The organism is Paenibacillus sp. FSL E2-0177 (genome assembly GCF_037992975.1).
GTDB lineage: Bacteria > Bacillota > Bacilli > Paenibacillales > Paenibacillaceae > Paenibacillus_AQ > Paenibacillus_AQ odorifer.
Window position 1 is genome coordinate 1,914,701 of the sequence record NZ_CP150307.1, and the last position, 26,686, is coordinate 1,941,386.

Below are 26,686 nucleotides of genomic sequence, written 5' to 3' on the forward strand. Positions count from 1 at the left end.
GTAACCTAAATGTTTAAAAAGTTGTTTGGTGTTTTACAAAGAGTTGGTAAAGCTCTGATGCTTCCAGTAGCTATTCTGCCTGCGGCAGGTTTGCTTCTTGGAATAGGAAACATGCTGGTAAACCCAGACTTCCTGCAATATGTTCCAGCACTGGAGAACCATGTTGTTCAGGCTGTTGCCAACGTATTGATGAACTCAGGACAAATTGTATTTGATAATCTAGCCTTACTCTTCGCGGTGGGGGTTGCGATAGGTTTAGCCGGCGGTGAAGGTGTTGCGGGTCTAGCTGCCATTATCGGTTTCCTCGTAATGAACATTACGATGGGTACAGTTATTGGCGTTAATGATTACGTCCTGAGCCAAGGCGACTTCTCGTATGCCAGCGTATTAGGGATTCCAACACTGCAAACAGGGGTGTTTGGAGGTATACTCGTCGGTATATTGGCTTCGGCCATGTACAAGCGATTCTTCAAAATTGAGCTTCCTTCTTACCTGGGTTTCTTCGCAGGTAAACGTTTCGTACCGATCATGACGGCGGTAACAGCTCTAATCTTGGGCTTGTTACTGACAATAGTATGGCCACCTATTCAACATGGTCTGAACTATGTGTCACAAAGTATGATTGATACGAACAAAACGCTTGCAGCGTTTATCTTCGGAACGATCGAACGTTCGCTCATTCCTTTTGGACTGCATCACATTTTCTACTCTCCATTCTGGTATGAATTTGGTACCTACGTTGATAAAGCTGGAGAATTGGTACGTGGTGACCAACGGATCTTCATGCAGCAGCTTCGCGATGGAGTAGACTTCACAGCAGGGACATTTACTACGGGTAAATATCCATTCATGATGTTTGGTCTTCCAGCAGCGGCTTTGGCTATCTATCATGAAGCTAAACCTCAGAATAAAAAGATCGTCGGAAGTTTGATGATTTCCGCGGCATTGACATCGTTCTTGACAGGGATTACTGAGCCGCTCGAATTCTCGTTCCTATTCGTGGCTCCATTGCTGTTCGCTGTACATGCTGTGTTTGCAGGTCTGTCCTTTATGACTATGCATATTCTTGATGTTAAAATCGGCATGACATTCTCGGGTGGTTTTATCGATTTTGTGCTCTTCGGTATTATCCCGAACCGTACAGCTTGGTGGCTGGTCATTCCGGTAGGTCTAGCCCTTGCCTTAATTTATTACTTCGGCTTCCGGTTTGTAATTCGGAAATTCAATCTTATGACACCGGGTCGTGAAGAAGATACGAATGAAGAAGAAGTGAATACGGAGTCTGTCTCCAGAGCCGGTGATGATCTACCGCGGAACATTTTGTCCGCTCTAGGTGGTAAAGAAAACATCACTCATCTAGATGCTTGTATTACCCGCCTTCGTGTTGAAGTTAAAGATAAGGCAGGCGTAGACAAGAACCGTCTTAAGAAACTTGGTGCATCAGGTGTGCTGGAAGTGGGTAATAACGTTCAAGCGATTTTTGGAACACGTTCAGATACGATTAAATCGCAGATTCAAGATGTGATTAACGGAAAGACACCTGCGGCTTCAGCAGCTCCAGTAGTGGTTACTCCAGAGCCAGAAGAAGAACAACAGGCAGGTGAAGCTGGTGAAGCGATTATCAAGGAAGATATCGTATCTCCAGTAAACGGTGAATTGTTGGATATCACAGAGGTACCAGATCCAGTATTCTCCCAAAAAATGACGGGCGACGGCTTCGCGTTCCTATCCGAAGATGGGAAGATTGCTTCACCGGTTTACGGTAAGGTATTTAACGTGTTCCCGAGCAAACATGCCATCGGTATTATGTCTGACGGAGGCAAGGAAGTGCTCGTTCATATTGGGGTTAATACGGTTAAGCTTAAAGGTCAAGGCTTCACGGTATTAGTTGAAGAAGGCGATCTTGTAGCGGCTGGGCAACCGATTATGGAAGTGGATTTAGAGTATGTAAAAGCACATGCACCTTCTGTAATCTCACCTGTTATTTTCTCGAATTTACCAGAAGGCTCTTCTGTAACATTGAAGAAGCCGGGTAAGGTTTCTATAGGAGACCAAGACATCATTACGATTCAGTAAAAGTGCAAGGGCCGATGCTTCCTTGTTCATACAAGGAAGCGAAGCTTTCACTATAAATTTAAAATACTCTAATAACAGAAAGCGAGTTGGATAATATTATGCAAAAAACATTCAGAATTGTCGATGAAGATGGAATTCACGCACGTCCAGCAACTGCCTTGGTTAATACAGCAACAAAATTCAAAGGTACAGAAGCATTTGCAGAAGCTAAAGGTAAAAAAGTAACTTTGAAATCCATTCTTGGCGTATTGTCATTGGGTCTTGAAGCTGGAGATACTTTGTCTTTGATTACTGAAGGAAGCGAAGAAGCAGAAGCTTTGAATGCTCTTCAAGAAGTAATGATTAAAGAAGGGCTAGGGGAAATCCATGAATAAGATTTCAGGAATCGCGGCTTCAGCAGGGATTGCAGTAGCCCGTGCTTTTATCCTGAAACATCCGGATTATACGATTACGAAGACAAGTATCAGTGATACTGAAGCAGAAGTCGCTAAGTTGAATGATGCACTCGCCAAATCAAGAGTGGAGCTGCAAACGATTAAAGAGCGTACTTTGGCAGAGCTGGGGGAGAAAAAGGCTGAGATTTTCGAATCACATCTGCTTATTCTTGATGACCCAGAGCTGATCAATCCTGTAATTGATAAAATCCGTGAGGAATCGGTTAACGCGGACTATGCGCTAAACGAAGTGGCTACGCAATTCATTGAGATGTTTGAAAATATGAAGAGTGCCTATCTGCAGGAACGTGCAGCTGATATGCGTGATGTTACCAAGCGCTTGCTGAACCACCTGCTGGGCATTCATTATGTAAGTCCTGCAGAAATCAGTGAAGAAGTAATCGTGATTGCTCAAGATCTAACACCATCGGATACAGCACAGCTTAATCGTAAGTTCGTTAAAGGCTTCACAACGAACATCGGTGGACGGACTTCTCACTCTGCAATTATGGCCCGTTCTTTGGAAATTCCAGCGGTTGTTGGAACTAAAACGGTTCTGTCAGAAGTGAATTCTGGCGATTTGGTGATTGTCGATGGTCTGAACGGAGACGTTCTGATCAATCCTAGCGAAGCTGAAGTGGCAGAGTACACTCGCAAGCAGGAAGCTTACGACTTGCAAATCGCAGAATGGAAGAAACTTCGCGACGAACCTACAGTATCAGCAGACGGTAAACATGTTGAACTAGCTGCCAATATTGGTACACCAAATGATGTGAATGGTGTCATTGAGAATGGTGGCGAAGGTGTAGGTCTGTACCGCACTGAGTTCCTTTACATGGGTCGCGATAAGCTGCCTTCTGAGGAAATTCAATATAACGCCTACCGTACTGTACTTGAGAACATGAAGGGTAAGCCGGTAGTCGTACGTACCCTGGATATCGGTGGCGATAAAGAGCTGCCTTATCTTGACCTTCCGAAGGAAATGAATCCTTTCCTTGGTTTCCGTGCGATCCGTCTTTGCCTGGATCGTCAGGATATTTTCCGTACTCAATTACGCGCATTACTAAGAGCAAGTGTTCACGGGGATCTTCGCATTATGTTCCCTATGATAGCTACGCTTGGTGAATTCCGTGCTGCACGTGATCTTTTGCTCGAAGAGAAAGCTAAGCTTCGGGAAGAAGGTAAGGAAGTATCAGACAACATTCAGCTTGGCATAATGGTTGAGATTCCATCAACTGCTGTACTGGCTGACCAGTTTGCTAAGGAAGTTGATTTCTTCAGTATCGGTACGAATGATCTTATTCAATATACAATGGCTGCGGACCGTATGAATGAACAGGTATCTTACCTGTATCAGCCTTACAATCCAGCCATCCTGCGTTTGGTCAAAAATGTAATTGATGCAGCCCATGCAGAAGGTAAATGGACGGGGATGTGTGGTGAAATGGCTGGTGACGCAACAGCTATTCCGCTGCTACTGGGTCTTGGTCTCGACGAATTCAGCATGAGTGCAACTTCCATTTTGCCAGCGCGTAGTCAAATATCTAAATTGTCGGCTGCCGACATGAAGGATTTGGCTGCAAAAGCGTTGCAGCTTGGCACGGCTGAAGAAGTCGCTGAGCTTGTTCAAAGTATCGCTAAGTAACTTTTTACGCATGCATTAATCCGTTTTAGCGTTCTACTGTTTTTCCAACTACTATTGCCGACTTCCGATGGCTGGAGGTCGGCTTTTTTATGTTTTTTAACCTATAATTTTCTATAATTCGACCTCATTTACTGTTCACTGTTTATTTTCTTTATTGCGCAGATGTCTATACCGATAGTATTAGTAATGAGCATAAAGTCGATAAGGAACCCAAACCTATAAATATGTCGTACATATAATAGTAAGGATCCATAGAAAGTTTATACTCCATTTGCCGACTTGCAGCGCTGTGCAAGTATTAATATGAAATGAATTGGTAATATATGGACTTATAAGCAACCCCACAGGTTAGGTGGGGAGCCATAGGATGGTGTTAATTCATGAGTAAAAATTATATAAATGCAGAATTGATGATGGAAGTCTACGAGGGCAAGGATTTAGGCTTGACGTATTCAACGGAGTACAGTGTATTTAAAGTCTGGGCACCTACGGCACTTGCTGTGTCCCTTGTACTGTACGAAACAGGTGGGCATCAACTGAATACTGAGTCACCTAAGCGTGTTATGGACAATGGTCGTATTGTATATATGCAGCGTAGTAATGGTGGAGTCTGGCAGACCAAGTTATCAGGTGATCTAAAAGGGAAATATTATATGTACCGTGCTGTTTTTGCAGATGGAAATGTGACGGAAGCAGTAGATCCTTATGCAAGAGCCGTATCTGCAAATGGTTTAAGATCAGCAATCGTTAATTTGCAAGATACGAATCCAGAACATTGGGATCAGGATGTAGCGCCTCCGTTACAGCATCCTGCCGACGCAGTGATTTATGAACTGCATGTTCGTGACTTCTCCTCACATGAGAGCTCAGGTATGCATTATAAGGGTAAATTCAAAGCATTTACCGAATTTGGATTAAAGGATTCGGCAGGAAATACAGTGGGGATTGATCATCTGGCTGAATTAGGGATTACCCATGTACATCTGATGCCGGTATTTGATTTTCAGACCGTGGATGAGCTGAAGGTGGTCAATCGGGGTTCCTCCATAGCTAATGTGGACTACAATTGGGGGTATGATCCCCAGCATTATAATGTACCTGAAGGATCTTACAGCACCGATCCTGCCAATCCTGGCTTGCGGATTCGTGAATTTAAAGAGATGGTGCAGGCCTTACACAGCCGCGGGATCGCGGTAATTATGGATGTCGTTTACAACCATACGTATGCTGTGGAGAATGGCCCCTTTGAGCCGCTTGTCCCAGATTATTTCTATCGCCGCGATTTTACGGGACGTTTGTCGAATGGCTCCGGGGTTGGCAATGAGCTGGCTACAGAACGTCCGATGGTCCGTAAATTTATTAAGGACTCCTTATCTTATTGGGCTTCGGAATATCATATTGATGGTTTCCGGTTTGATCTAATGGGACTGATGGACAGTGTTACCATGCGGGAGATTACCGAAGAGCTTCGGCTAGAAGTGAATCCGAATCTGTTGCTTTACGGTGAACCTTGGACGGGTGGAGATTCTCCGCTGGTCACTAAAACGCTAAAAGGTGTACAACGGGGCAAGGGCTATGCTGTCTTCAACGATAACTTCCGTTCAGCGATCAAAGGGGATAGTGATGGCTTCGGAAGAGGGTTCGTGACAGGCGAATACGGCAAAGAAGGTGCTATTGCAGCCGGAATTAAAGGAGCAATTCATGAGTTTACGGACTCGCCTGTGGAATCGGTGAACTATGTAACTGCCCATGATAATTTGAATTTATGGGATAAGATGCTTATCGTTCAAGGAGGGAGTCAGGAAGCTGATTTTCCGGTAATCGCTAACATGGATAACGAAGATCTGGAAGAGGCAGTGGCCCTTGCCAATCCATACGTGAATGTAGATCAGGAGAATATTCTCGGTAATGAAACTATACGTCGATCCTTGCTTGCTAACGGAATTATTCTGACCTCGCAGGGGATTCCTTTCCTGCATGCTGGAGATGAGCTCCTGCGCAGTAAATTTGGAGATCATAACAGCTACTGCAGCGGTGATGCGGTCAACTCGATCCGCTGGAATATGAAAAGCGCATTTAAGCCCGTATTTCAATATTATAAAGGCCTGATCGAGCTGCGGCGTACACATCCGGCATTTCGTCTGCATGGCCGCCAGGAAATTGAACGCTCCTTAGAATTTCTGCGTTGTGATGGCGGAATAGTATCGTATCTGCTTAGAAGCCATGCAGGAGGCGATCTCTGGAACAATATTACCGTTGTCTTCAATGCTAATAATGACCGGATGTCGGTATTACTTCCTGAGGTTGCTAATAGTTGGAACGTAGTAGTAGACCATACCAGTGCCGGGATAGAAGCCATCCGCAGAATCGAAGGCAATGAGGTAGAGGTGGAAGGGTTGTCGATGATGGTCCTTTATGATGAATGTGGTGAGCCAGCCCCACGCTCTAAAATCATCGAAATACATTATGAACGCCCAGATCAGAATTACCAAGGCTGGAATCTTTGGGTTTGGGATACAGGAATCCAGGATGGACAATGCGATTTCCGTTATATGGAGAACGGGCGTGCAGTAGCCCGTATCGAAGTGCTGCCAGATACCCAATCCATCGGATATATTTTGCGGCTTAATGATTGGGAAGAAAAAGATGGGGACGGAGACCGTTTCATTGATTGTTCTACGAATGGAGAGTTAACCAAGGTCTTAGTTCGGGATCGTGATCAGGAGATTGACGAAATTTCAGAAGATCATCTTCGGTTAAGCAGTTAGAGGCCATACAAAAAAAGCTGTTTCAGGGTTGATTTTTCCTGAGACAGCTTTTTATTTGCTCTTATGGTTTTACAATGGTCTGGTTAGCTAACCCTTCGTCCACAAGCTCGTAGTAGAGATTGGCTTTATTGCCACCATGGTCTTTGGAGCGATACATCGCCAAATCGGCGGCACGGAGCAGTTCATTAATACTGCTTCCGTGTTCAGGAAATAAAGCGACTCCGATACTCGCGGAGGTATGGAAGCTGGACCCGTTATCAACAGACCAAGACTTGTTGAACAGTTTAAGTAACCGCTGCAGTGTTTCATCAAGCATCTCTGGAGAAGTGAATCGATGCAGTACAACTGCGAACTCATCTCCGCCGATCCGGAAGGCCTGACCTATTCCTTTAACCGTATGCTGAAGTTCACGGGAGAGCAGCTGAAGAAATTCGTCTCCAGCCAGATGGCCTAAGGTATCATTTAGCTGCTTGAATCTATCACAGTCCAGCAGGGCAAGCGCAATATTTTGCCTCCGTCCTTCGGGTTGGGTGATAAGGTTCTCCATATACATTTTGAAATGAGCCCTGTTGGGAATCGCTGTTAAATGGTCATAGAAGGCTAGCTTATGTAGTCGTTCTTCGTATTGTTTTCGCTGGGTAATTTCCCGAGATAACAGCATAAATTGTGCTGGAAATTTACGGCTGCCGAGAACAGGTGACACCTTAGTTTCAAGCCATACCCATTGACCTTCTGCTCCGCGCATGCGCAGTTCAGAAATGCGCGGAGTTCCCTGAACAACACTTTTTAATTTAGCCCAGGCAATTTCCGGTTCACGTATGTAGTTGGATAACGGATCTCCTTTTTTAGGCACATAGCCTAGAATACTGGAGTGTGAGGGAGAAGCATATAGAATCAACCCGTTGGGATCCGTCAAAATAATGAAATCAGACATGGTTTCACCGATAAGCTGATAAAGTGTTTGTTCTTCCAGCATTTCATTCTGGAGCCAGATGATTTTGCGTCCAAGGTAAATAATAACTAGGAGAAACACAAATAAGAGGAGTGAATAAAGAGAGAACAAAGCACTTTTTTTATCTCCAAATCCATCCGTTACTTGCAAGGCGTAGTTGCCAATCAAGTCCTCTGCTTGATCGAGATGTGCCCTAGCTTCATTGAATTGCGAGTTTAGGGTGAGCGCAGAATATGAATCTGAGTTCCAGCTGCTCTTCGTCCGTTCTGTTATTAGCGTATACCCTGAATTTTTCCATTTGATAATGGTAGTTTCGAAGGAGCTGAGCTCGTTTTTTAATTCGGAAAGGATAATTCCACTTTGTTTCATATCACTGTAAGGGTTTTTTATAGCGTTGATATTTGATCTTGCTAGACTTACTCGTTCCTGCGCTTGAAGATTATTATCTGTAAACTCCTTGGTGAACTGTTCACCTTCTGCGGCTGTTAGGTTTGGACCCATTGCGATTTGCAAGGCTACAGCGGCTTGATGCAGATCACGATCGGCGCTCAGTATAAGCTTAGAGTTCTGATATATATCATCATAAAGAGAATCTGACAATCTATTAATCGTGTAATTTAAATAGAGTAGCGAGGCGACGCTGATCCCAACCAGAAGGACGGAGATTGCAGCGAAGACATAGAATAGTTTGCGTGTTACCTTGAACTCAAAGAATCCTGCCACAGTCATCTTCTCCCTGTATAAGATGATTAAGAAAATCTATTGCTGCTTAAGTAGAACCTGCAGAACGCAATCTATGGTCAGGCGTAATTTAATTCATTCACTGATGTTTTAAGGTGCTTTTGGGATAAAAGAGGTGTTGTATACATTGTGGAGAAACATAGGAAAGTGTACGTGTGAGTAAATGGTAGTTTCTAGTATATCAAGTATATAGGACGTGCTGCTTATAGAGCAATCTTTACTCAGATAATAATCAAAAAGACAAAATTTAAAGTTTAGTGTATGGGCCTATTGAATTATCTATATTCAAACCGATGGTTCCTATTACCCAACTCGATCATAAATGATACCTTTTACAGCTGCTGAAAAAAAACTGCCCTTAGTCATCTTAATGACTATAGGACAGCTAATCATTCCTTATTCGTTACGCAGTGCGTGAATGGGGCGAAGTCGTGCGGCTTTGTTAGCAGGCATCATTCCAAAAATCACACCGATGAGTAAGGAGAAAATAAAAGAGATCAGTACCATATCCCAAGCAATCGAAACTGTAAGTGCTGAGTATTTACCCAGCAGCCAACTGCCCGCGACACCAATGCCAACCCCGAGCACCCCACCCAAACCGCTGAGCACGATGGATTCAATCATGAATTGAGCGAGGATATCGAATTTTTTGGCACCAATTGCTTTACGGATACCAATCTCACGTGTTCTTTCATTGACAGATACGATCATGATGTTCATGATTCCGATGCCGCCGACAAAAAGTGAGATGCCTGCTATGCCTGCAAGCGCCATGGAAAGTGTATCTGTTGTGGAATTGACAGTTTCAAGCATTTCCTGAGAATCAAACACACTAAAAGCATTATCCGCATAATTGAATTTAGCATCAAGCGTACTTTCCAGTTTTTCTTTTGCAGCTGCTACAGTATCTGCTGAAGTTGTCTTAATGGTGATGGAACGGACGCCTTTACTTTTTAATTGGCGTTCTGCAGTGCTTATAGGAATGAGTATGATATCGTCGTTGGAACCACTTAGACTGGAGCCTTTTGTTTCTAAAAGCCCAACGATTTTATAGCTAATTCCGTTTAACTGGACCTTCTGCCCTACAGGATTGTCTGTACCGAATAAATCTTCGGCCGTACCTGAACCGATCAACGCTACCTTTTGCCGGTATTCGTTATCAATATCAAGCAAGAAGCGGCCTGCCTGTACATGAAAATCCTTTACCTCCTCATAAGAGGGGGTGATTCCTTCTACAGTTACACTAACGTTGTCTGTTTTATTCTTGGCTGTAGCATTGCCGCTGATCACAGGAGCTACATTTGCTATACCCTCTATATCCCCTAGAGCAAGGGCTTCCTCATAGGTGAGAGAGGTAGTCGCCCCACGGCCAGTAATGTTTACAGTGAGTTGGTTTGTGCCTAGTCCGTTTAGCTGCTCTGTGATCTGTGAAGTAGTTCCTTGCCCAACAGAAACAAGAATGATGACCGAAGAGACTCCAATAATAATCCCAAGCATCGTTAAAAAAGCTCTAACCTTACTGCTGTTGATGCTCTTCAGGGCCATTCGCATGCTTTGGTACAATTTCACCCCGCATTCCTCCGATCTTCCACGAGGTTGCCATCCTGAATACGAATAATCCGCTCCGCTTGTTTAGCTATTTCCAGATCATGTGTGATAAGGATGATGGTATGTCCTTGCTTATTTAACTCACGTATCATTTGCATGACTTCCTGTCCCGTCCGTGTATCCAGTGCCCCGGTTGGTTCATCGGCAAGTAGAATAGGGGGAGATCCCGCCATAGCCCGGGCAATCGCTACCCGCTGTTGCTGTCCTCCCGAAAGCTCAGAAGGGCGGTGATGCATCCGATCCTCCAGCCCTACTTTAATGAGTGCTTCCTGTGCTAGTTGTCTTCTTTCCCGATGGGAGAGGCCACGATAAATCAATGGCAGCTCCACATTTTCAATGGCTGACAGCTTGGGGAGCAGGTTGAAATTTTGAAAGATAAAGCCGATCTTCTCATTGCGGATCGTTGCGAGCTTATTGTCGGATAACTTGCGAACCTCTTGTCCATCTAGAAGATAACTTCCTTCATCGGAGATATCGAGGCAACCAAGCATATTCATGAGTGTTGATTTACCAGAACCGGAGGGACCAATAATAGCTACGAACTCCCCCAGATCAATTGTAAAGGAAAGGCTATTTAAGACCGTCATGGTTTCTCCGGCCATTGTGTAGCCGTGGGACATGTCGTGAACTTCGATCAGAGGTGCTGAAGCACTCATCTGCCGCCACCTCCGCCACCACCTGGTGCGCTGCCCATACCACCAGCGCCACCTCCGCTGAAGCCGCCACCCCCACTAAAGCCACTGCCGCCGAAGCCAGCGCCACCCATACCGTCCATACCACCTCTAGTTTCCGTTTCCGTGCTGGTTGTTCCGGTTTTCGTAGAGATTACGGTAGGAATGATCACCTGGTCCCCTTCATGGAGTCCGCTGACAATTTCAATGCTGCTCTCATCATGGAGACCCACTTCGACAGTGACCATCTGTCCTGAGCTATTGCCGCGATTTCTTCCACCGGCAGCGCCGCTGCGAGCGTCAGGAGCCCCGCTAGGCATTGGTGCTTGGCCCTCGCCAGTAGTTTTGGAAGTTGCGGCTGAACCCGCTGCTAGAGGAATAGAAACTGTGTATTTTCCGTTTCTTTCTTGTACAGCCTCAATAGGTACTGTTAATACATCCTTTTTCTCAGCAGTGGTTACTGAAACTTCCGCAGACATTCCGACAAGAGCACCTTCGGAGCTTGTTAGACCTATGGTAACATCGAAGAGGGAGACACCGTTTGAGGCGGTGCCCTCATTAGCTATTTTCGTAACCGTGCCCTTGAATTCCGTATCAGGCAGAGCATCCAATGAAATAGTGGCAGGCATCCCTAGCTTTACAGTAGGAATATCAAGCTCATCCACCTGCACAACTACACTTAAATTAGCATAATCGGTAATGTCGATGAGTTCAGAGCCGTCCATGGCTTTTTCACCGCTTGCAATATTAACTGTCGTTACAGTTCCGTCAATAGGAGCCGTTAACGGATCAGGAGGAAGCATATCTTCTTGGACAGAAGCTATTTTTTCCTGTTGCGCCGAAATGTCGGTTTTGGCCTTTTCAATCGAACGTTTGGCATTTGCCAGCTCATCTTCTGCTGCACCTGATACGGCCAGCTTCTTATATTGCTCCTGCTTGTCCTCAAGATCGGTCTCAAGTGAGGCAAGTGAAGTTTGCTCCTGCTTGAGATTGTCACTCAGATCATTGCCTTCAAAGGTAATCAAAGTCTGGCCTTTTTTCACGAGATCGCCCTCTTTGACAAGAACCTCAGCTACGGTCCCGCTGTCCTTCGTTTTTACTTTACCAGTTTCTGTAGCAATCACGGAGCCGGCTCCGGATACACTAACTACGATATCGCCCTTTGTAACGGTAGCTGTATTAACAGGCGCTTCAGCGGCTTGACTGTTCTTATCAGGTAACAATGTATAAACCAGCATTCCTGCTGTGGCTACAACTACTACTCCAAGAGTCCAGAACACTATTTTTTTCTTCTTCATTTCTATCCTCCATAGCTCATCATATTAATTGCCGGATGTATTGCTGGTGTCTGGATCTGTACCAGAAGTAGAGTTGCTGTTCGAAGTCGTTGATGCCGCCTGATAAGTGACAACATAGGTTTGTGTTCCCAGCAGATTTCGATGGCCTTGGAATTCGTCGTATAGATTCAACCGGATTGCGCCGCCACCCAGTGTTTTGTACAGGCTGCTTGTGAAGGTTGTGGTGTACGACTTGAAGTTACCTAATTGTAGATCTGTGCCAAGCGTTAATGTTTTTTCCATGCTTTGTCCTAAGGGGTCAATCAGCTCCAACACCAGTTTGTGCTCATAGGTGCCTGATTCATAAAGCGTGCTGGCTGACATGTTGTAGGTTAGTGCAGTGCTGAGCGTATCTTTACCAGCGGTGACGGTGGCGACTGCATTTGTAACGGATAGAGTATAAGGAAACATTTCCACGTTCAAAAGATTGCCTTTGGGCTCCACCCCCAACTGGTTCAGTCCAAGCGATACCGTATTGATGTAACCCGACGATTGACCGCCAGGAGCGGTAAGCTTGCCTTCAGAAACACCCTCCCCGATGTAAAGGACAAGGTTCGCTGGATCTATACCGAGAGGGAGCTTACTCCAGAGGGTGACCAGACTTTTTCCGTTAGGACTGGTGGAGGTTTTGGACTGGGTGACTTCGGCTTCATAATATTGATTGTCTTGTGTTTTGTAATAGGCTACGAGCTGAGCCTGTTCGGATTTACGCGATTCCTCACTGTTCATTTCTAGTTCTGTGTACAAGAGATTTGAATCTGTACCTGGGTACACGAGGGTCCCGCGTACAAGTAATTCCGCTTTTTTACCTTCAAGCTCAAGATGGAAAGAATTTTCAGCTGCAACACTCTGTACCCGGCTGTCCAGTTGGGTAGTACTTAGAGAAAGGAAGTTAAGCTTACTTTCACCTGAAGTTTCTTGCAGGGTGATTTTTAATTGATTGAAAGTATAGCTATAAGGAACATTGGCTACGACATACACAGCAGCCGATTCATTTGGACCGAGGATGGTTTGCGTACTTTCTGAGACAACCTGGGAAGTGCTGCTGATGTCACTTTCTCCAGCTTTGACGACACTTGTAAGCGCAGGAAGCTGAACAGAGGTTGATTTAGTGTTGCGGATGTTGATTTTAGCTACGATCTGGTCTTTGTCGGACCAAGGGAGTCTTTGAATGTTTGCAATTTTGACAACAAATGTACCGTGACTGTTCTCAATGGGGTATTCCGTGTCCTGCCAATTGTTAGTTTGCAGCGTGTAAGGGATCTGATAATAGGCGGTAGGAAAAATGATCTTGCCTTCAGCAGCCGGCTCAGTCATTTGCAGCTGCAATGTTCCTTGATTGAGTGTGAGTGGTACATCTGCGCTGAGTTCAATAATCTTTTCTTCAAGCGGTTTCAATGTTAGGCTGGTAAAATCCTTCGTATCTACCGGAAAGCTATACCCTTCAGCGGCTTTAATAGCAAGTTCATAGGCAGGCACATTCACCGCTTTGTTGCCGCTATTTTTGATGCGGAACTGTAGTGTCCACTTTGCGTTGCCATTGTCAGCATAGACGTTAGCCGTTTTCAGCTGTGTTTCGACTGTATTATTGCTGATTGTAAGCTTCTTCGTGACATTGCTGGCTACGACAAGATCCGGTGTTGTTGCAGCGGGGAGATTGTAGGCGACAACCGGCAAAGCTATTTTTAATGAGGCATCTTCTCCGGCAAATTGCAGCGCCATGTTGTCTGTCTTCATATAAGAAGGGATTTCCGTCAAATAGTAGATCGTCTTCTTTTCCTGAGGCTGTACTTTATAGCTGGTGCTGGTGTCATCAAGTGCGAGTTCAAATACAGATCCTCCAGCGGAAGCGAGGTATCCTTTAAGTCCAGTATCACTGAGTACCTTGGTTCCTTGATTAGTGAAGCTAACGCCAACCTTGGCATAGACCTTACCGTTATATTTATAAATTTGCAGGCTCTCTGCCTTGGTGGTTACAGGGAGATTGTTTAGGGTGATCTTTTTACTCTGCCCTCTGGCGACAGCTTGTGAATATCCTGTTGGTACGGTGAAGTTCCCTAGCTTTTTTTGATAATCGGTGGTGTTGAAGTCCCATCCGTACAATGAAATTTTGACCCCGTTTAAAGAGGTGGATTTGCCGATGTTTACATAGTAGGTGATAGATTGACTGCTTTTCGCGGCAATAGATTTGATGGTTGCACTGCTGGTAATAGGGCTTCCTTGAATAACTGTACCACCGCTAGTAGTTACTTTGGAGAAAAAGTCCACCAGATTGAGGCTAGCGTTGCTTCCATTAGAGTAGCTGAGTGTGTATGTGAGAATATTTCCGCCATCCTGAGTTAATAAGCTGACATCCGTCAGCTTTGCGCTGATGTTAGTCTTCAAGGCTATGGAGCCTAGTTTATCCAGAGCGGATACAGTAGCTGTTGTTGCTACTTTGGGGGATGTAGTCCCGGCCGAAGCGGCATGAACTCCATACGCTGCAGATTGGCTAAGTACAGCTGTGCTTAGCAGCACCGCGGCTACTTTTATTCTCCGTACATGCATTTGATTTCCTCCCAATAGGATAGTTAATAGTCTGCGAAGGTGCATTTGAGTGGATAAGCAAGCCTTCCTAGTAATGGAAATTATCAAGCCCCGCTGAATGTTAGCTGAAAAAAAGTTGGAAAAATGGCTCTGAAGCTTAAAGCCAGCTTAAAAGAAGATAAAAATTAGCCTAATTTTGTCCAGCTTGTCAAAACGACAGATTTTGCATATAATAAAGAGACATATCTCTTGTAGTAAAGAGATACCTGACAATTAGCATGAATTGTGAAATGCAGTGATGGAGAAGAGTACACAGTGCCTGACTTACAGGGAGGAGACGCCGCGGATTGAGAGCGTTTCTAAGAAGCAGAGCTGTGGAAGTTCACTCCGGAGCAGTTCCCTGAATTCCTTAAGCTGTCTAATAGGGAAGGGTAGGGGATACCGGTCACAGACCGTTATTTCTGTATAAAGTGAGATAGGTATCTGTCCAGCCAAAAGAGGGAATGAAGCTCTTAAGGGGAACAGATCAGCTTGTCTAACAAGGGTGGTACCACGGTCTTTTCGTCCCTTACCGGGAGGAAAGGCCTTTTTTTGTTGAACTAGACAATGATTGAAGGGGGCTGTACACGGCCATGAAAGAGAAGTTGGAAGCATTGAAGGTTGAAGCGCTGGCTAAGCTGCAGGAGGTTATGGATCCGCAGGTACTAAATGATCTAAGAGTGAAGTATCTCGGTAAAAAAGGTGAGCTTACAGAGGTTCTGCGCGGTATGGGAGGACTTAGTGCTGAGGAACGTCCGGTAATCGGGCAAGTAGCGAATCAGGTTCGCAGTGCTATTGAGGAGATTATCGGCGCGAAGCAAGAGGCTTTTCAAGAGCAGGAAACCCAGCAACGTCTGCAGGCTGAAAAAGTAGACGTAACCTTACCGGGTCGCCGTATGCAGCAAGGGGGCATTCACCCGCTTAGCAGAGTCGTACAGGAGATTGAGGATATTTTTATCGGCATGGGCTACCGTGTAGCTGAAGGTCCGGAAGTAGAGACCGATTATTATAACTTTGAAGCTCTAAATTTGCCTAAGAATCACCCGGCACGTGATATGCAGGATTCTTTCTATTTAACGGATGACCTGTTAATGCGCACACAAACCTCGCCGGTACAGATTCGTACTATGCAGGCTATGAACGGTGAAGCTCCGGTAAAAATCATCTGCCCGGGTAAAGTATTCCGCCGTGATGATGATGATGCAACGCATTCCTTCCAGTTCCACCAAATCGAAGGTTTGGTCATTGGAAGTAACATTCGAATGAGTGATCTGAAGGGCACCCTGCAACAATTTGTGCAGGAGATGTTTGGACCGAATACAGGCATTCGTCTTCGTCCGAGCTTTTTCCCATTCACTGAGCCAAGTGTTGAAGTAGATGTAAGCTGCTTCAAATGTGGCGGCGATGGCTGCAGACTATGCAAGCAAAGCGGATGGTTAGAAATCCTTGGCGCAGGTATGGTGCATCCAAATGTACTGAAAATGGGTGGCTATGATCCTGCTGAGTACAGCGGCTTCGCTTTCGGAATGGGTGTAGAGCGGATTGCAATGCTTAAATACGGCATCGATGACATCCGACATTTCTATAGTAATGACATGAGTTTTGTGAAGCAATTCAAGGGCGTTTAGTTTTTGTGGGCGCGCTGGCTGATAGTGGCGGAGAATGGCTTTGGAGCGTTCTCCCACAGGAAGCAGCGCGAACGACAGTGAAATAAATACATCTGAAACATAAAGGAAGTGAGCGGATATGAAAGTATCAACCGGATGGTTGGCTGATTATACATCGATTGAAGGAGTAACCGCCGAACAGCTAGCGGAGAAGATTACCGCTGCCGGCATTGAGATTGACGGCGTAGAGCGCCGCAATAAAGGCATTTCCGGCATCGTAACCGGCTATGTGAAATCAAAGGAAAAACATCCTGATGCAGACAAGCTGAACGTATGTATCGTGGATGTGGGCCAAGATGAGGAGCTACAAATCGTTTGCGGCGCAAAAAATGTAGCTGCAGGTCAAACTGTACCTGTAGCAATGGTTGGCGCAAAGCTGCCAGGACTGGATATCAAAAAAGCCAAGCTGCGCGGTGTCCTGTCGCAAGGAATGATCTGTTCGGCCAAAGAATTGGGACTGAATGATAAATTGCTTCCAAAAGAGCAACAAGAAGGTATTCTTGTGCTGCCTGAAGGGACAGAGATTGGTCAGGATATTTCCAAAGTCCTCGGCTTAGATGACGAGATTCTGGAATTCGATCTGACTCCGAACCGTTCAGATTGCCTCAGCATGATTGGTGCTGCTTATGAAGTAAGTGCAATTCTTGGGCGTGAAGTTAAATTACCTGATCCAAAAAGCGAAATGATTGAGATCAGTGGTCCTGCTGCGGATTCCATTTCCGTCAAGATTGAAGATGAAGAATACTGCAGCCATTATGCAGTTCGTTATATTGCAGGTGTTAAACCTGCACCATCACCGCTGTGGATTCAGAATCGTCTGATGGCTGCTGGGGTTCGTCCAATTAATAATATTGTGGACATTACCAATTATGTGATGCTGGAATATGGACAGCCGCTGCATGCTTTTGATGCAGATAAAGTACAAGGTGGAGAACTCGGCGTTCGTCTTGCCCATGAAGGTGAAGTTTTGGTTACACTTGACGGTCAAGAGCGTAAGCTAGAGCCGCAAATGCTCGTTATCGCTGATGGAGTAAAAGCTGTAGGTCTGGCCGGGGTAATGGGTGGACGGGATACAGAGGTTACTGCTGAGACGGTAAACCTTGTTCTGGAATCTGCTAAGTTTGATGGAGGAACGATCCGTAAAACCTCGCGTCAATTGGGACTTCGCTCTGAAGCCTCCCTTCGTTTCGAGAAGGAAGTGGATCCAAGTGCAGTTATTCCTGCATTGAACCGTGCAGCCGTACTGATTGCACGTTATGCTGGCGGATCGGTCCATGAAGGCATCGTGCAAGCAGGAACTGACGCTGTTCAAGAGAAGGTTCTCACCTTGTCCTTAGAGAAACTGAATCGTTATCTGGGAACGGATTTGTCCTTGTTGGAAGTGAAGACATTGTTTGGCCGTCTACATTTCAAATGTGGAGATACCGCACAAGGGCTGATTGAAGTTCAAGTCCCAACCAGACGTGGCGATATCAGCTATGATGTTGATCTTATTGAAGAAATTGCCCGCCTGTACGGGTATGACAATATTCCAACGACTCTAATTGAAGGAATTACAACGCCAGGAGCACTAACTCACAAGCAAGCGCTCCGTCGTGAACTGCGTCGCCTATTGTCACATGGCGGTTACCAAGAGGTGATGGGTTACTCCTTCATCCAGCCGCAACAAAGCACAATGTTCCCTGAGTTATCAGAAGGAGCAGTAGCGGTGAAGCTGGCTATGCCGATGAGTGAAGAACGCAGCGTACTGCGTACCAGCCTTCTACCACAACTCTTGGATATTGCCAGCTACAATACCAATCGTCGTCAAAGCGACTTGGCATTGTTTGAAATCGGCAACGTCTTCTTCACGGATGAAGAACAGTTGACTCGTCAGCCACGCGAACTGCCGGTGCTGGGGCTGCTGCTTAGCGGAAGCTTAACAGTGAAGCAATGGAATGTTTCGGCACAGCCTGTGGACTTCTTTGATTTGAAGGGTGCGCTGGAAACGGTATTTGCTCATTTAGGGCTGACCGATAAAATCGTCTATGTAGGAGATAGTCCAGAAGGATATCATCCTGGGCGTTCCGCGTCGGTATATTTACTCGGAAACGAGGGTCGTGTGAAGATCGGAACGATGGGACAGATTCATCCGGATCTGCAAAGACAGCTGGATCTGGTGGATACTTATGCGGCAGAAATTTTATTGCAGCCGTTATATGAAAGTGCGCAAAGCCGTTTGCAATATAATGAGCTTCCGCGTTTCCCAGGAATGGAGCGGGATATTGCTGTGGTCGTGGATTCCGCTGTACCAGCGGGCGATCTGCTAGCTTCCATCCGCGATAACGGAGGTTCTTTGCTCCAGTCCGTACAGGTATTTGACGTTTATACTGGTGGTAAGCTGGAGAATGGAAAGAAGAGCATCGCGATCTCACTGCTGTATCGTCATAGTGAACATACACTGACTGATGAGGAAGTAGGAGAGGTGCATGAGAAGGTATTAGCATCTCTTCAACAAACTTTTGGTGCAGAATTAAGAAAGTAGCAGGAATTGTGTAAAGCCGCAGCGAATCCATTTAGAAACTGAGATTCGCTGCGGCTTTTTCTAGGTAGAGTGCAAAGCGGAGAATATCAGCCATAATCTATTGAATATTAGGGATTTTGCCAAATGCTTACCAAAAAAGCTACAATAGAAGAAGTGAAACTAGCTTAGAATCCGCACACATACAAAGGAGGGCACAACTGTGGCTATGGACCGGACACGTGTCGCCGTGGAGATATACGGAACTTCCTATAAACTCGTCGGAAGCAGTACTGAATATATGAAACAAGTGGCCCGTTATGTTGATGAACATATGCGCACGATTTCTAAATCTCACACCAGACTGGACACACCGCGTATAGCGGTGCTTGCAGCTGTACATATGGCGGAGCAGGCTATTCAGGTTCAGGACTTCAAAAATGAACTAAACATGATGACAGGTGAACGCAGTGAACTGCGATTGGAAGTATCTCGCCTGCTGGAGGTACAGCGGGAGCGGCAAGAAGAATTCGAGCGACTTGAAGCTGCGGCCAAAGAAGAGGCTGGGCGACTGATTGCTGCTGCGGAGGAAGAACGTAAGCGGCATTTGGAGATTCAGGAGAATGAACGCAAGGTACATGCGGAACAGCTTCAGGAGGCAGTGCAAGCTGTGGAAGCTGCACGCAAGAAGCTGGAAGAAGAATTGCTTGAGCGCGAGATAGAGCTGCAAGCACTGCGGACAAGCTACGAAGAAGAGCAGGCAGCTAGTCGTGAACACCAGCGGCAGGAACTGGCGAAGGCGGAAGCCATCCGCTTGCAGCAGCTGGAGGAGCAGAAGGCTGCTCATCTGCAAGAGCTGGAGAACATCCGGGAGACGCTGACCAAGGAGAAGACAGACACGCTGTCTGCTCTGCAGCTTGAGCTGACCGAGACCAAGTCAACACTGGAGGAAGAGCTTGAGGTTACCAAGTCTACATTAGGTAAAGAACTCGAAGATACCAGATTGACGCTGGGTAAGGAGCTTGAGGATACCAAGTTGACGTTAGGTAAGGAGCTTGAAGATACCAAGTTGACCTTAGGTAAAGAGCTTGAGAGTACCAAAGCGAAGTTGGGCAAAGAGCTGGCGGAAGAACGTGAAGCACTGCAGCGGGAACAAACCAAGAATAAGGAACTGCGGCAGTCACAAGGCACTCAAGAGCATAGACATAAGCAAAATATTCAAGAGCTGGAAAAACAGCTGGCTGAGCTTCGTGGTGGGACAGGGCAACTTCAGTCCAGATTACGTGCGGCTGAAGCCAGTCTTAAGAGTGAACGAGATGCAAGACAGACGCTTCTTGGACAATATGAAGCGATTGTTAAACGTGAAGAACAGCTCAGTGAAGAGCTGCGCACGGCTACTGAGCTGGGCACACTGTTGAATGAGGAGCTGGAAGAGTTACGCCAGCGTTATCAACAGTCACAGAATGAAGCTACAGAGCTAAGAGCGTCACTACAGGAGACGAGTGAAAATCTGCACCGTGTTCAGGAAGAGCTTGCGGGATCAGCAGCAGAGGCGGCTAACTGGCAGGAGCTTTCGGATAAACGCATGGAAGATATTGGTGAACTGGAAATGAATCTGCTGGAGTCTGAGGAGAAATCCGTGTTGCTCCAGAAAGAGATTGACACGCTACGTGGGCAAGCCGATGGATTAGTACAGCAGCTGGATCAGGAGGTTCAGCTTCGTACAGATGCAGAACGCGAAACAGCGGTACTTCGGGAGCAAGGTGTGCAGGCTCAGAAGGAATTGTCTGCGCTTCGTGTTCGTTATGAGGAACTGATTGCTCAATACGACGATGTACTGCAAGAAGGAGAACGCCTGCAGGAAAGATATCAACTGTTGCAGGAAGAAGGCGAAGAGGCAACACGACGCTTAGAAGAGTTATCTGAAGCTAGTCGTGAAGCTGCTGCTACTGTTGCTGAGCAACAGGAAGTGCTGAAGGAAGCAGAGGCGTACGGAGCTTCCTGGAAGCATAAGTACGAGGAACTATCCGATCAGCAGCTGCAGTGGACGGATCTCGAAGCAAAGCTGCGTGAGGAGATCGACATTTGGCAGCAGGAAGCCGGTGAGGCTGAAATGAAGCAGGAAGCTATTGATCGTGAACGTAGCGAAGTGCTTCAGCAGCTAGGTGAAGTTGGTGAAAGCTATGAAATGGTTCAAGGACAACTTCGTTTGTTGCAGCTCCAGTTTGAAATGCGTCAGGAAGAGTTTGACAAGCTGACAGATGAGCATCGTAACCTTAAAGAGGAATATGCCAAGCTACAAAATGAATATAATGAATGGATTCAACTGATCGAGCAAGACAGTTGAGTGCCGGATGCAAGTAAAAGAGCTGACCTGATGAGTAGAGAGATCTATTTCGGGTCAGCTCTCTTTATTAATGAGCTCAAATTAAAAAAACAGCCAATCTCAGGGGGAATCCCTAATAATCGGCTGTTTATGTGTAATCTATTCCACGATGATTGTAGCTCTCATTCCGCTATGTCCGGAGCCACACATAATGGAGCAGGTCATTTCGAAAGTTCCAGCTTCCTCGGGTACGATCACCTTTGAGGATTTTTTTTCATTAAGCTGCAGCTCGAACTCTGGAATAAGGATACCGTGATTGCCGTCATCATTTTTAAAAATGATTTTGACGGGAACACCCTTTTTTAGATGATATTCTTCCTGATCAAAGCTGTAATTTGTAGCTGTGATTATGAGTTCTGTTTCTGCCTCGATTTCCGGCTCCGCTGTGTTAGTATTGCCAGAAGCACTATCATTGCTGTTCCCACAGGCTGTAAGTGCTATAACGAACACCATTGAAAGTAGAATTGCAAATTTTTTAATAATCTAAATCCCCTCCCAAGAAGTCCAAGCATAGTGAAAATGTGACAATTATGTAGACATCATAACTTAAAATTTAAGTAAGCGCTTTGATGAAATGTGAAAAATATGTGAACAGGCAGACTGTTCAAACTTTGTCGTAAATTGCAAAAAAATGATGAAAATATAACTAAAATTTATTATAATGAAAGCTATTACATTAACGTATAAAAGTAGGGGATACATATTACAAGTATTAATGATGCGCTAAGTACGGAGGTTTGGCACCGTAGAATCTTACAAGGCTATTGGATGGTAGTCATTCTTTTATTAATCTCACAGTTGCTGTTTTTGTCGAATATTGACCGACTCCAAATAAAAACAACCATGGATACGAATCTATGGCATTTATTTATAGCCTGTAATTTACTAATTGTGTTCCTTATGATTACTGCGGAGCTGTGGCTGCGTTATAGTAAACAGTCCCCTAAATATGGGGTGGTTAGCTGCGGGTTTTTAGTGTCCTACCTTATGTATTTTGTATTAGAGCCTTTTGTTGACGGTGCTCAGATGACACTTATGATGCCGATTATGGTTGCTCTTATTTATTTTGATCGTAAGCTCCTGTACATAATGGGGTTATTTAGTATTGTGTTTTATGCCGGGGTATATTTTGGGTTGGAACGGCCATTCCTACATAAACCGCTGCTTGAATTCTTGATGGTAGAGTGTGTATTTTTGGTATTTGTGCTGATGGCTATTGCAGTAATTATTCGTGCTCGTGAAGCGCGTATTAATTTAGAAAGATTAACCAAGGCGGGCCAAGATCTAATGGTGGAGAGGGCTATTTCGGATAAGCTGCTGAAGATAGACGCACTCACTGGACTCTATAATCATAAAACCTTTCATGAATATTTGGATTCATTATTGGAGCAATGTGAAAGCAACAACCTTCAGCTACAGCTGGCTCTTTTCGATATTGATAACTTCAAGCAAGTGAATGATACCTACGGACACAGGGTTGGAGACCTTGTACTTAAGGTGATAGCGGACAAGGTAGGCGGCATGATTGAGTTAAATGATTTTGCGGCTAGGTATGGCGGGGAAGAGTTCGCTGTGATTTTTACAGATAAAAGTTTCTCGGAGTCCTATGAAGCAGTAGAGAAATTACGGAAAAATATTGCTCAAATTGAACATTTGCAGGCTGGTAACAAGCCGATCACCGTGAGCATTGGAATTTGTGATTATCAGCTTGGGGATGGGAAAGAGCTTCTCTTTCGTAAAACAGACAAAGCGCTCTATACCGCTAAAAAGCAAGGCAAGAACAGAGTGGTCAACTGTGCGGAGAGTCATAAAGAGGAGATTGTGTCTTTTGCATAAAAACAACACAGAACCCCTTATTGCCGGAGAAGAACCGGAATAGGGGGTTCTGTGTTGTGAAGAGCTTTTGTTACTTAGCGGCCTCAAATGGAGTGGATACCGGCAGAAACAGGTCGATAATCCCAATGACAAGAGCTGCTAAGATGGCACCCAGAATGGATACGCTGACTCCGCTGACTACGAATTGAGCGACCCAGATTACTACCGCACTGACAATAAAGCCGACGATACCACGACCGAAAGGCGTTGCTTTTTTGCCGAAGATTCCTTCGACTACCCAGCCGAGTAGCGCAATCACCAGTGCAAGGATTAGAGCGCTCCAGAACCCACCAACCGTGAACTGTGGAACAATCCAGCCCACAACCATCAGAACAAGCGCTGCGACCACAAAACGACCAACATGACTTAAGAAATTCACTGTACTAACCTCCTTTGGCCCATGCTAAGGATATGTGCAGTTCTTATTGTGACCTTATTACTTGATTCTATGCTTAAAAATAAGACCCAAATAGCGAAATTGACCTGAATTCTGTATAATGGAAACATCTATGAAGGGAGCTGTGACTGTAATTGGACGACAAAATTTTGCATACGCTTGAATATCGCAAGATTTTAAATAAATTAATGCAATATACGCAAACCCCCATGGGAAGATTGGCTGCGGAGCAGCTAAGGCCCTCCGGCGATTTCGAAGGTGTGAAGAAGCTGCTTCAAGCCACGGATGAAGCGGCTAATGTGGATCGCCTGAAGGGCATTCCTTCGTTCGGCGGGGTAAGCGATATTCGAGCAGCACTCAAACGTGCGTCTATAGGCGGAATGCTGGGAACAACTGAGCTGCTGGCCGTTGGAAATACCATTGGCGGCGCACGCAGAGTCAAACGTTTCCTGGCAGCTATGCATGAGGAAGAAAAGATTGAGCTCCTGTTCTCACTGAGTGACGTTTTATCGGAGCAAAAACATGTGGAAGATGCCATCCGTTTATGTATAGACGAGAATGCTGATGTACTTGATACAGCTAGTTCTGAGCTGGCTAACATTCGCCGTGAATTGCGCGGAGGAGAGACCAGAATTCGTGAGAAGCTGGATTCGATGATTCGTTCGTCTTCTGTAGCAAAAATGCTGCAGGATCAGCTGGTAACCATTCGTGGTGATCGGTTTGTTATTCCTGTAAAAGCGGAGTACCGTGCCCATTTCGGTGGTATCGTACATGATCAGTCTGGATCAGGAGCGACTTTATTTATCGAGCCAGAGTCTATTGTGGCGATGAATAATAAACTTCGTGAAACACGGCTGCGTGAGGAACGGGAAATCGAGATCATTTTACACAGGCTGACGGCACTTGTAGCCGACATTGCGGAAGAAATGACCTACGATATTGATATTCTGGGAGAACTGGACTTCATCTTCTCCAAAGCGCGTCTTGCTCGTGATATGAAGGCTACTCAGCCGCGTATGAATGACCGCGGTTATCTTAAGCTGCGCAAAGGGCGGCATCCGCTTATTCCAGCGGAGCATGTGGTTCCTTTGGACGTGGAGCTGGGCAATCAATACAGCTCAATTATCGTAACCGGACCGAATACCGGTGGTAAGACCGTTACCCTCAAAACCATCGGCTTGTTAAGCTTAATGTCGATGTCCGGCTTGTTTATTCCAGCAGAGGAAGGCAGCCAGATGTGTGTGTTTGATGCCATTTATGCTGATATTGGCGATGAACAGAGCATCGAGCAAAGTCTGAGTACCTTCTCTAGTCATATGACTAATATTATCTCCATTCTGAGTAGAATGACTCCTAAGAGCCTTATTCTGCTTGATGAGGTGGGTGCTGGAACCGACCCGGCAGAAGGCTCTGCGCTGGCAATTGCCATTCTGGAGCATATTCACCGGATCGAATGCCGGATGGTCGCAACAACACATTATAGCGAACTAAAAGCATACGCTTATGAGCGTAAGGGAGTCATCAATGCCAGTATGGAATTTGATGTCCAGACCCTTAGCCCAACCTATCGCTTGTTGATCGGCGTACCCGGACGAAGCAACGCCTTTGCGATTGCCGAGCGTCTAGGCCTGCCTCATGCGATTCTGGAGCATGCCCGCGGTGAAGTGAAGGAAGAAGATCTGCGCGTAGAGCATATGATTGCTTCTCTCGAAGAGAATCGGCTGGGAGCGGAACAGGAGCATGAACGTGCAGAGGGCATCCGCCGCGAAGTGGAGGAGCTGCGCAGCAGACAACAGCAAGAGCTTGAGAAGCTGGAAAGCCAGCGTGAGAAACGCCTCGAGAAGGCTGAGAAGGATGCCAGCGCGATCCTGGACAAAGCGCGTAAGGAAGCTGAAGAAATTATCAGTGATTTGCGCCGCTTGGCTATGGAAGAAGGAGCTTCAGTTAAAGAGCATAAGCTGATTGAAGCGCGGCGACGTCTGGATGAAGCTGAGCCATCACCGCGCAAGAAGGCTGCTACCCGCAAGACTACCAAGGCCCCACGGACAATTGGTCCTGGAGATGAAGTGAAAGTCGACAGCTTGAACCAAAAGGGCTTTGTGGTGGAGCTAAGCGGTACTAAAGAGGCGCTGGTGCAGTTTGGCATTATGAAGATGAAGGTAAGGCTGGATGATTTGGAATTGCTCTCCTCGAAAGCAACAGCTGCGCCAACGGCCCTTCGCCATGCGACAACCGTCAAACGTTCCCGTGATGAGAACATTCGCAGTGAACTGGATTTGCGCGGGACTAACCTGGAGGAAGCTATCATGGAGACAGATCGGTTTATCGATGAAGCCTTTTTAGGTAATCTGGGCCAAATCGCCATCATTCACGGTAAAGGAACGGGTGTGCTGCGCACAGGAATTCAGGAATATTTGCGTAAGCACAAGCATGTGAAGAGTTATCGGCTCGGGAATTATAACGAAGGCGGCGCGGGCGTAACTGTGGCTGAGCTGCAATAGCGGGATTTCCCGGCAGAAAGAAGGGGAAAGCGTGCAAGAAGATATTGATCTTTTGCTGGGTCATCCGCTAGGTGCCTTGCTTGGCTACTTTGCAGTGGCGATTCTTGGGCTGGTTGTATTTCTGTCTTTTTTTGAAATGGTAACGAAATATAATTGCTGGGAAGAAATACGTAAGGGAAACCTGGCAGTGGCAATGGCCACAGGCGGCAAAATCTTCGGAATTTGCAACGTACTGCGTTTCAGTATTGAAGCTGGTGTTTCAATTTACGAGACAATGAAGTGGTCCGTCGTCGGTTTTTTGCTGCTGCTGCTTGCCTATTTTTTATTTGAATTTCTGACCCCTGTATTCTCTATTGACGAGGAGATCGCTGCGGATAACCGTGCTGTTGGACTTATTGCCATGCTGATCTCGGTATCGTTGTCTTATGTAATAGGTGCGGCTATTTTTTAAATCCGTCCTTATAAGGACACCCTGCAAAGGATTATGGATCTGGACAAGCTTTGAATTGAGCAGTCCCACTCTTTGTGGGGTATCTTAGGAGGAAATCATGAAGATTCTCACC

Annotated in this window: 17 protein-coding genes and 1 other annotated feature; of the genes, 10 read left to right on the plus strand and 7 right to left on the minus strand. The window is 45.8% G+C overall.

What is annotated here, in order from left to right:
* Window positions 1–9: 9 nt before the first annotated feature.
* The 4 genes from ptsG (at window position 10) to pulA (ending at window position 6,923) form a co-directional block, all read left to right on the plus strand.
* Complete coding sequence (gene ptsG / locus MHI25_RS08405; protein WP_340395241.1) at window positions 10–2,076, plus strand: glucose-specific PTS transporter subunit IIBC; 2,067 nt, start codon at window positions 10–12, stop codon at window positions 2,074–2,076.
* Window positions 2,077–2,174: 98 nt separating this feature from the next.
* Window positions 2,175–2,450 carry an HPr family phosphocarrier protein gene (locus MHI25_RS08410; RefSeq protein ID WP_036683569.1) on the plus strand — a complete coding sequence of 92 codons (276 nt, stop codon included), beginning with the start codon at window positions 2,175–2,177 and terminating at the stop codon, window positions 2,448–2,450.
* Window positions 2,443–4,155 (plus strand): phosphoenolpyruvate--protein phosphotransferase, encoded by a 1,713-nt coding sequence (ptsP, locus tag MHI25_RS08415; RefSeq protein ID WP_340395242.1) that lies wholly within the window; start codon window positions 2,443–2,445, stop codon window positions 4,153–4,155. Before MHI25_RS08410 ends, ptsP begins: the two co-directional genes overlap by 8 nt.
* Before the next feature lie 380 nt (window positions 4,156–4,535).
* Window positions 4,536–6,923 (plus strand): type I pullulanase, encoded by a 2,388-nt coding sequence (gene pulA, locus MHI25_RS08420; protein WP_340395243.1) that lies wholly within the window; start codon window positions 4,536–4,538, stop codon window positions 6,921–6,923.
* A gap of 61 nt (window positions 6,924–6,984) precedes the next feature.
* Here the strand turns inward: pulA and MHI25_RS08425 are convergent, their stop codons facing one another.
* The 5 genes from MHI25_RS08425 to MHI25_RS08445 all read right to left on the minus strand — a co-directional run bounded on the left by MHI25_RS08425 (window position 6,985) and on the right by MHI25_RS08445 (window position 14,779).
* Window positions 6,985–8,598 (minus strand): sensor domain-containing diguanylate cyclase, encoded by a 1,614-nt coding sequence (locus tag MHI25_RS08425; protein ID WP_340395244.1) that lies wholly within the window; start codon window positions 8,596–8,598, stop codon window positions 6,985–6,987.
* A 414-nt stretch (window positions 8,599–9,012) separates the two neighbouring features.
* Window positions 9,013–10,185, minus strand: coding sequence for an ABC transporter permease (locus MHI25_RS08430; RefSeq protein ID WP_139329884.1), 1,173 nt, complete (start codon window positions 10,183–10,185; stop codon window positions 9,013–9,015).
* On the minus strand, window positions 10,182–10,880 hold the full coding sequence (locus MHI25_RS08435) for an ABC transporter ATP-binding protein (RefSeq protein ID WP_076126381.1): 699 nt from the start codon (window positions 10,878–10,880) through the stop codon (window positions 10,182–10,184). The genes MHI25_RS08430 and MHI25_RS08435 overlap by 4 nt, the downstream gene beginning before the upstream one ends.
* On the minus strand, window positions 10,877–12,193 hold the full coding sequence (locus tag MHI25_RS08440) for an efflux RND transporter periplasmic adaptor subunit (RefSeq protein ID WP_340395245.1): 1,317 nt from the start codon (window positions 12,191–12,193) through the stop codon (window positions 10,877–10,879). Before MHI25_RS08440 ends, MHI25_RS08435 begins: the two co-directional genes overlap by 4 nt.
* A gap of 24 nt (window positions 12,194–12,217) precedes the next feature.
* Entirely contained in the window at window positions 12,218–14,779 is a 2,562-nt protein-coding gene (locus MHI25_RS08445; RefSeq protein WP_340395246.1) for a hypothetical protein, read from the minus strand.
* A gap of 265 nt (window positions 14,780–15,044) precedes the next feature.
* Window positions 15,045–15,330 (plus strand) — a binding site (T-box leader).
* A 60-nt stretch (window positions 15,331–15,390) separates the two neighbouring features.
* Here MHI25_RS08445 and pheS point away from each other — a divergent pair.
* The 3 genes from pheS to MHI25_RS08460 all read left to right on the plus strand — a co-directional run bounded on the left by pheS (window position 15,391) and on the right by MHI25_RS08460 (window position 21,311).
* Window positions 15,391–16,425 carry a phenylalanine--tRNA ligase subunit alpha gene (gene pheS, locus MHI25_RS08450; protein WP_076126387.1) on the plus strand — a complete coding sequence of 345 codons (1,035 nt, stop codon included), beginning with the start codon at window positions 15,391–15,393 and terminating at the stop codon, window positions 16,423–16,425.
* Window positions 16,426–16,543: 118 nt separating this feature from the next.
* The gene (gene pheT / locus MHI25_RS08455) at window positions 16,544–18,988 is read left to right on the plus strand and encodes a phenylalanine--tRNA ligase subunit beta (protein WP_076126389.1); all 2,445 of its coding nucleotides are present in this window, start codon (window positions 16,544–16,546) and stop codon (window positions 18,986–18,988) included.
* Window positions 18,989–19,187: 199 nt separating this feature from the next.
* A complete protein-coding gene (locus tag MHI25_RS08460) occupies window positions 19,188–21,311 on the plus strand; it encodes a hypothetical protein (RefSeq protein WP_340395247.1) in 2,124 nt (707 codons plus the stop codon).
* Between the two features lie 138 nt (window positions 21,312–21,449).
* On the opposite strand, the gene MHI25_RS08465 is transcribed toward MHI25_RS08460, so the two are convergent.
* Window positions 21,450–21,803 carry a cupredoxin domain-containing protein gene (locus MHI25_RS08465; protein ID WP_340395248.1) on the minus strand — a complete coding sequence of 118 codons (354 nt, stop codon included), beginning with the start codon at window positions 21,801–21,803 and terminating at the stop codon, window positions 21,450–21,452.
* A 390-nt stretch (window positions 21,804–22,193) separates the two neighbouring features.
* Between MHI25_RS08465 and MHI25_RS08470 the strand changes: the two genes are divergently transcribed.
* Complete coding sequence (locus MHI25_RS08470; protein WP_175619962.1) at window positions 22,194–23,186, plus strand: GGDEF domain-containing protein; 993 nt, start codon at window positions 22,194–22,196, stop codon at window positions 23,184–23,186.
* A 70-nt stretch (window positions 23,187–23,256) separates the two neighbouring features.
* Here MHI25_RS08470 and MHI25_RS08475 read toward each other — a convergent pair whose 3' ends face one another.
* Window positions 23,257–23,604 (minus strand): phage holin family protein, encoded by a 348-nt coding sequence (locus tag MHI25_RS08475; RefSeq protein WP_036683548.1) that lies wholly within the window; start codon window positions 23,602–23,604, stop codon window positions 23,257–23,259.
* 152 nt (window positions 23,605–23,756) lie between these two features.
* Between MHI25_RS08475 and MHI25_RS08480 the strand changes: the two genes are divergently transcribed.
* Both MHI25_RS08480 and MHI25_RS08485 read left to right on the plus strand, forming a co-directional pair.
* The gene (locus MHI25_RS08480; RefSeq protein WP_340395249.1) at window positions 23,757–26,123 is read left to right on the plus strand and encodes an endonuclease MutS2; all 2,367 of its coding nucleotides are present in this window, start codon (window positions 23,757–23,759) and stop codon (window positions 26,121–26,123) included.
* 31 nt (window positions 26,124–26,154) lie between these two features.
* Window positions 26,155–26,574 carry a DUF350 domain-containing protein gene (locus tag MHI25_RS08485; protein ID WP_036683543.1) on the plus strand — a complete coding sequence of 140 codons (420 nt, stop codon included), beginning with the start codon at window positions 26,155–26,157 and terminating at the stop codon, window positions 26,572–26,574.
* Window positions 26,575–26,686 lie beyond the last annotated feature (112 nt).

Coding starts and splice junctions, on each gene's coding strand:
- MHI25_RS08470 (WP_175619962.1), top strand. CDS start 22,194: ATGGATACGAATCTATGGCATTTATTTATAGCCTGTAATTTACTAATT.
- MHI25_RS08440 (WP_340395245.1), bottom strand. CDS start 12,193: ATGAAGAAGAAAAAAATAGTGTTCTGGACTCTTGGAGTAGTAGTTGTA.
- MHI25_RS08465 (WP_340395248.1), bottom strand. CDS start 21,803: ATGGTGTTCGTTATAGCACTTACAGCCTGTGGGAACAGCAATGATAGT.
- MHI25_RS08435 (WP_076126381.1), bottom strand. CDS start 10,880: ATGAGTGCTTCAGCACCTCTGATCGAAGTTCACGACATGTCCCACGGC.
- pulA (WP_340395243.1), top strand. CDS start 4,536: ATGAGTAAAAATTATATAAATGCAGAATTGATGATGGAAGTCTACGAG.
- MHI25_RS08445 (WP_340395246.1), bottom strand. CDS start 14,779: ATGCATGTACGGAGAATAAAAGTAGCCGCGGTGCTGCTAAGCACAGCT.
- ptsP (WP_340395242.1), top strand. CDS start 2,443: ATGAATAAGATTTCAGGAATCGCGGCTTCAGCAGGGATTGCAGTAGCC.
- ptsG (WP_340395241.1), top strand. CDS start 10: ATGTTTAAAAAGTTGTTTGGTGTTTTACAAAGAGTTGGTAAAGCTCTG.
- pheS (WP_076126387.1), top strand. CDS start 15,391: ATGAAAGAGAAGTTGGAAGCATTGAAGGTTGAAGCGCTGGCTAAGCTG.
- pheT (WP_076126389.1), top strand. CDS start 16,544: ATGAAAGTATCAACCGGATGGTTGGCTGATTATACATCGATTGAAGGA.
- MHI25_RS08410 (WP_036683569.1), top strand. CDS start 2,175: ATGCAAAAAACATTCAGAATTGTCGATGAAGATGGAATTCACGCACGT.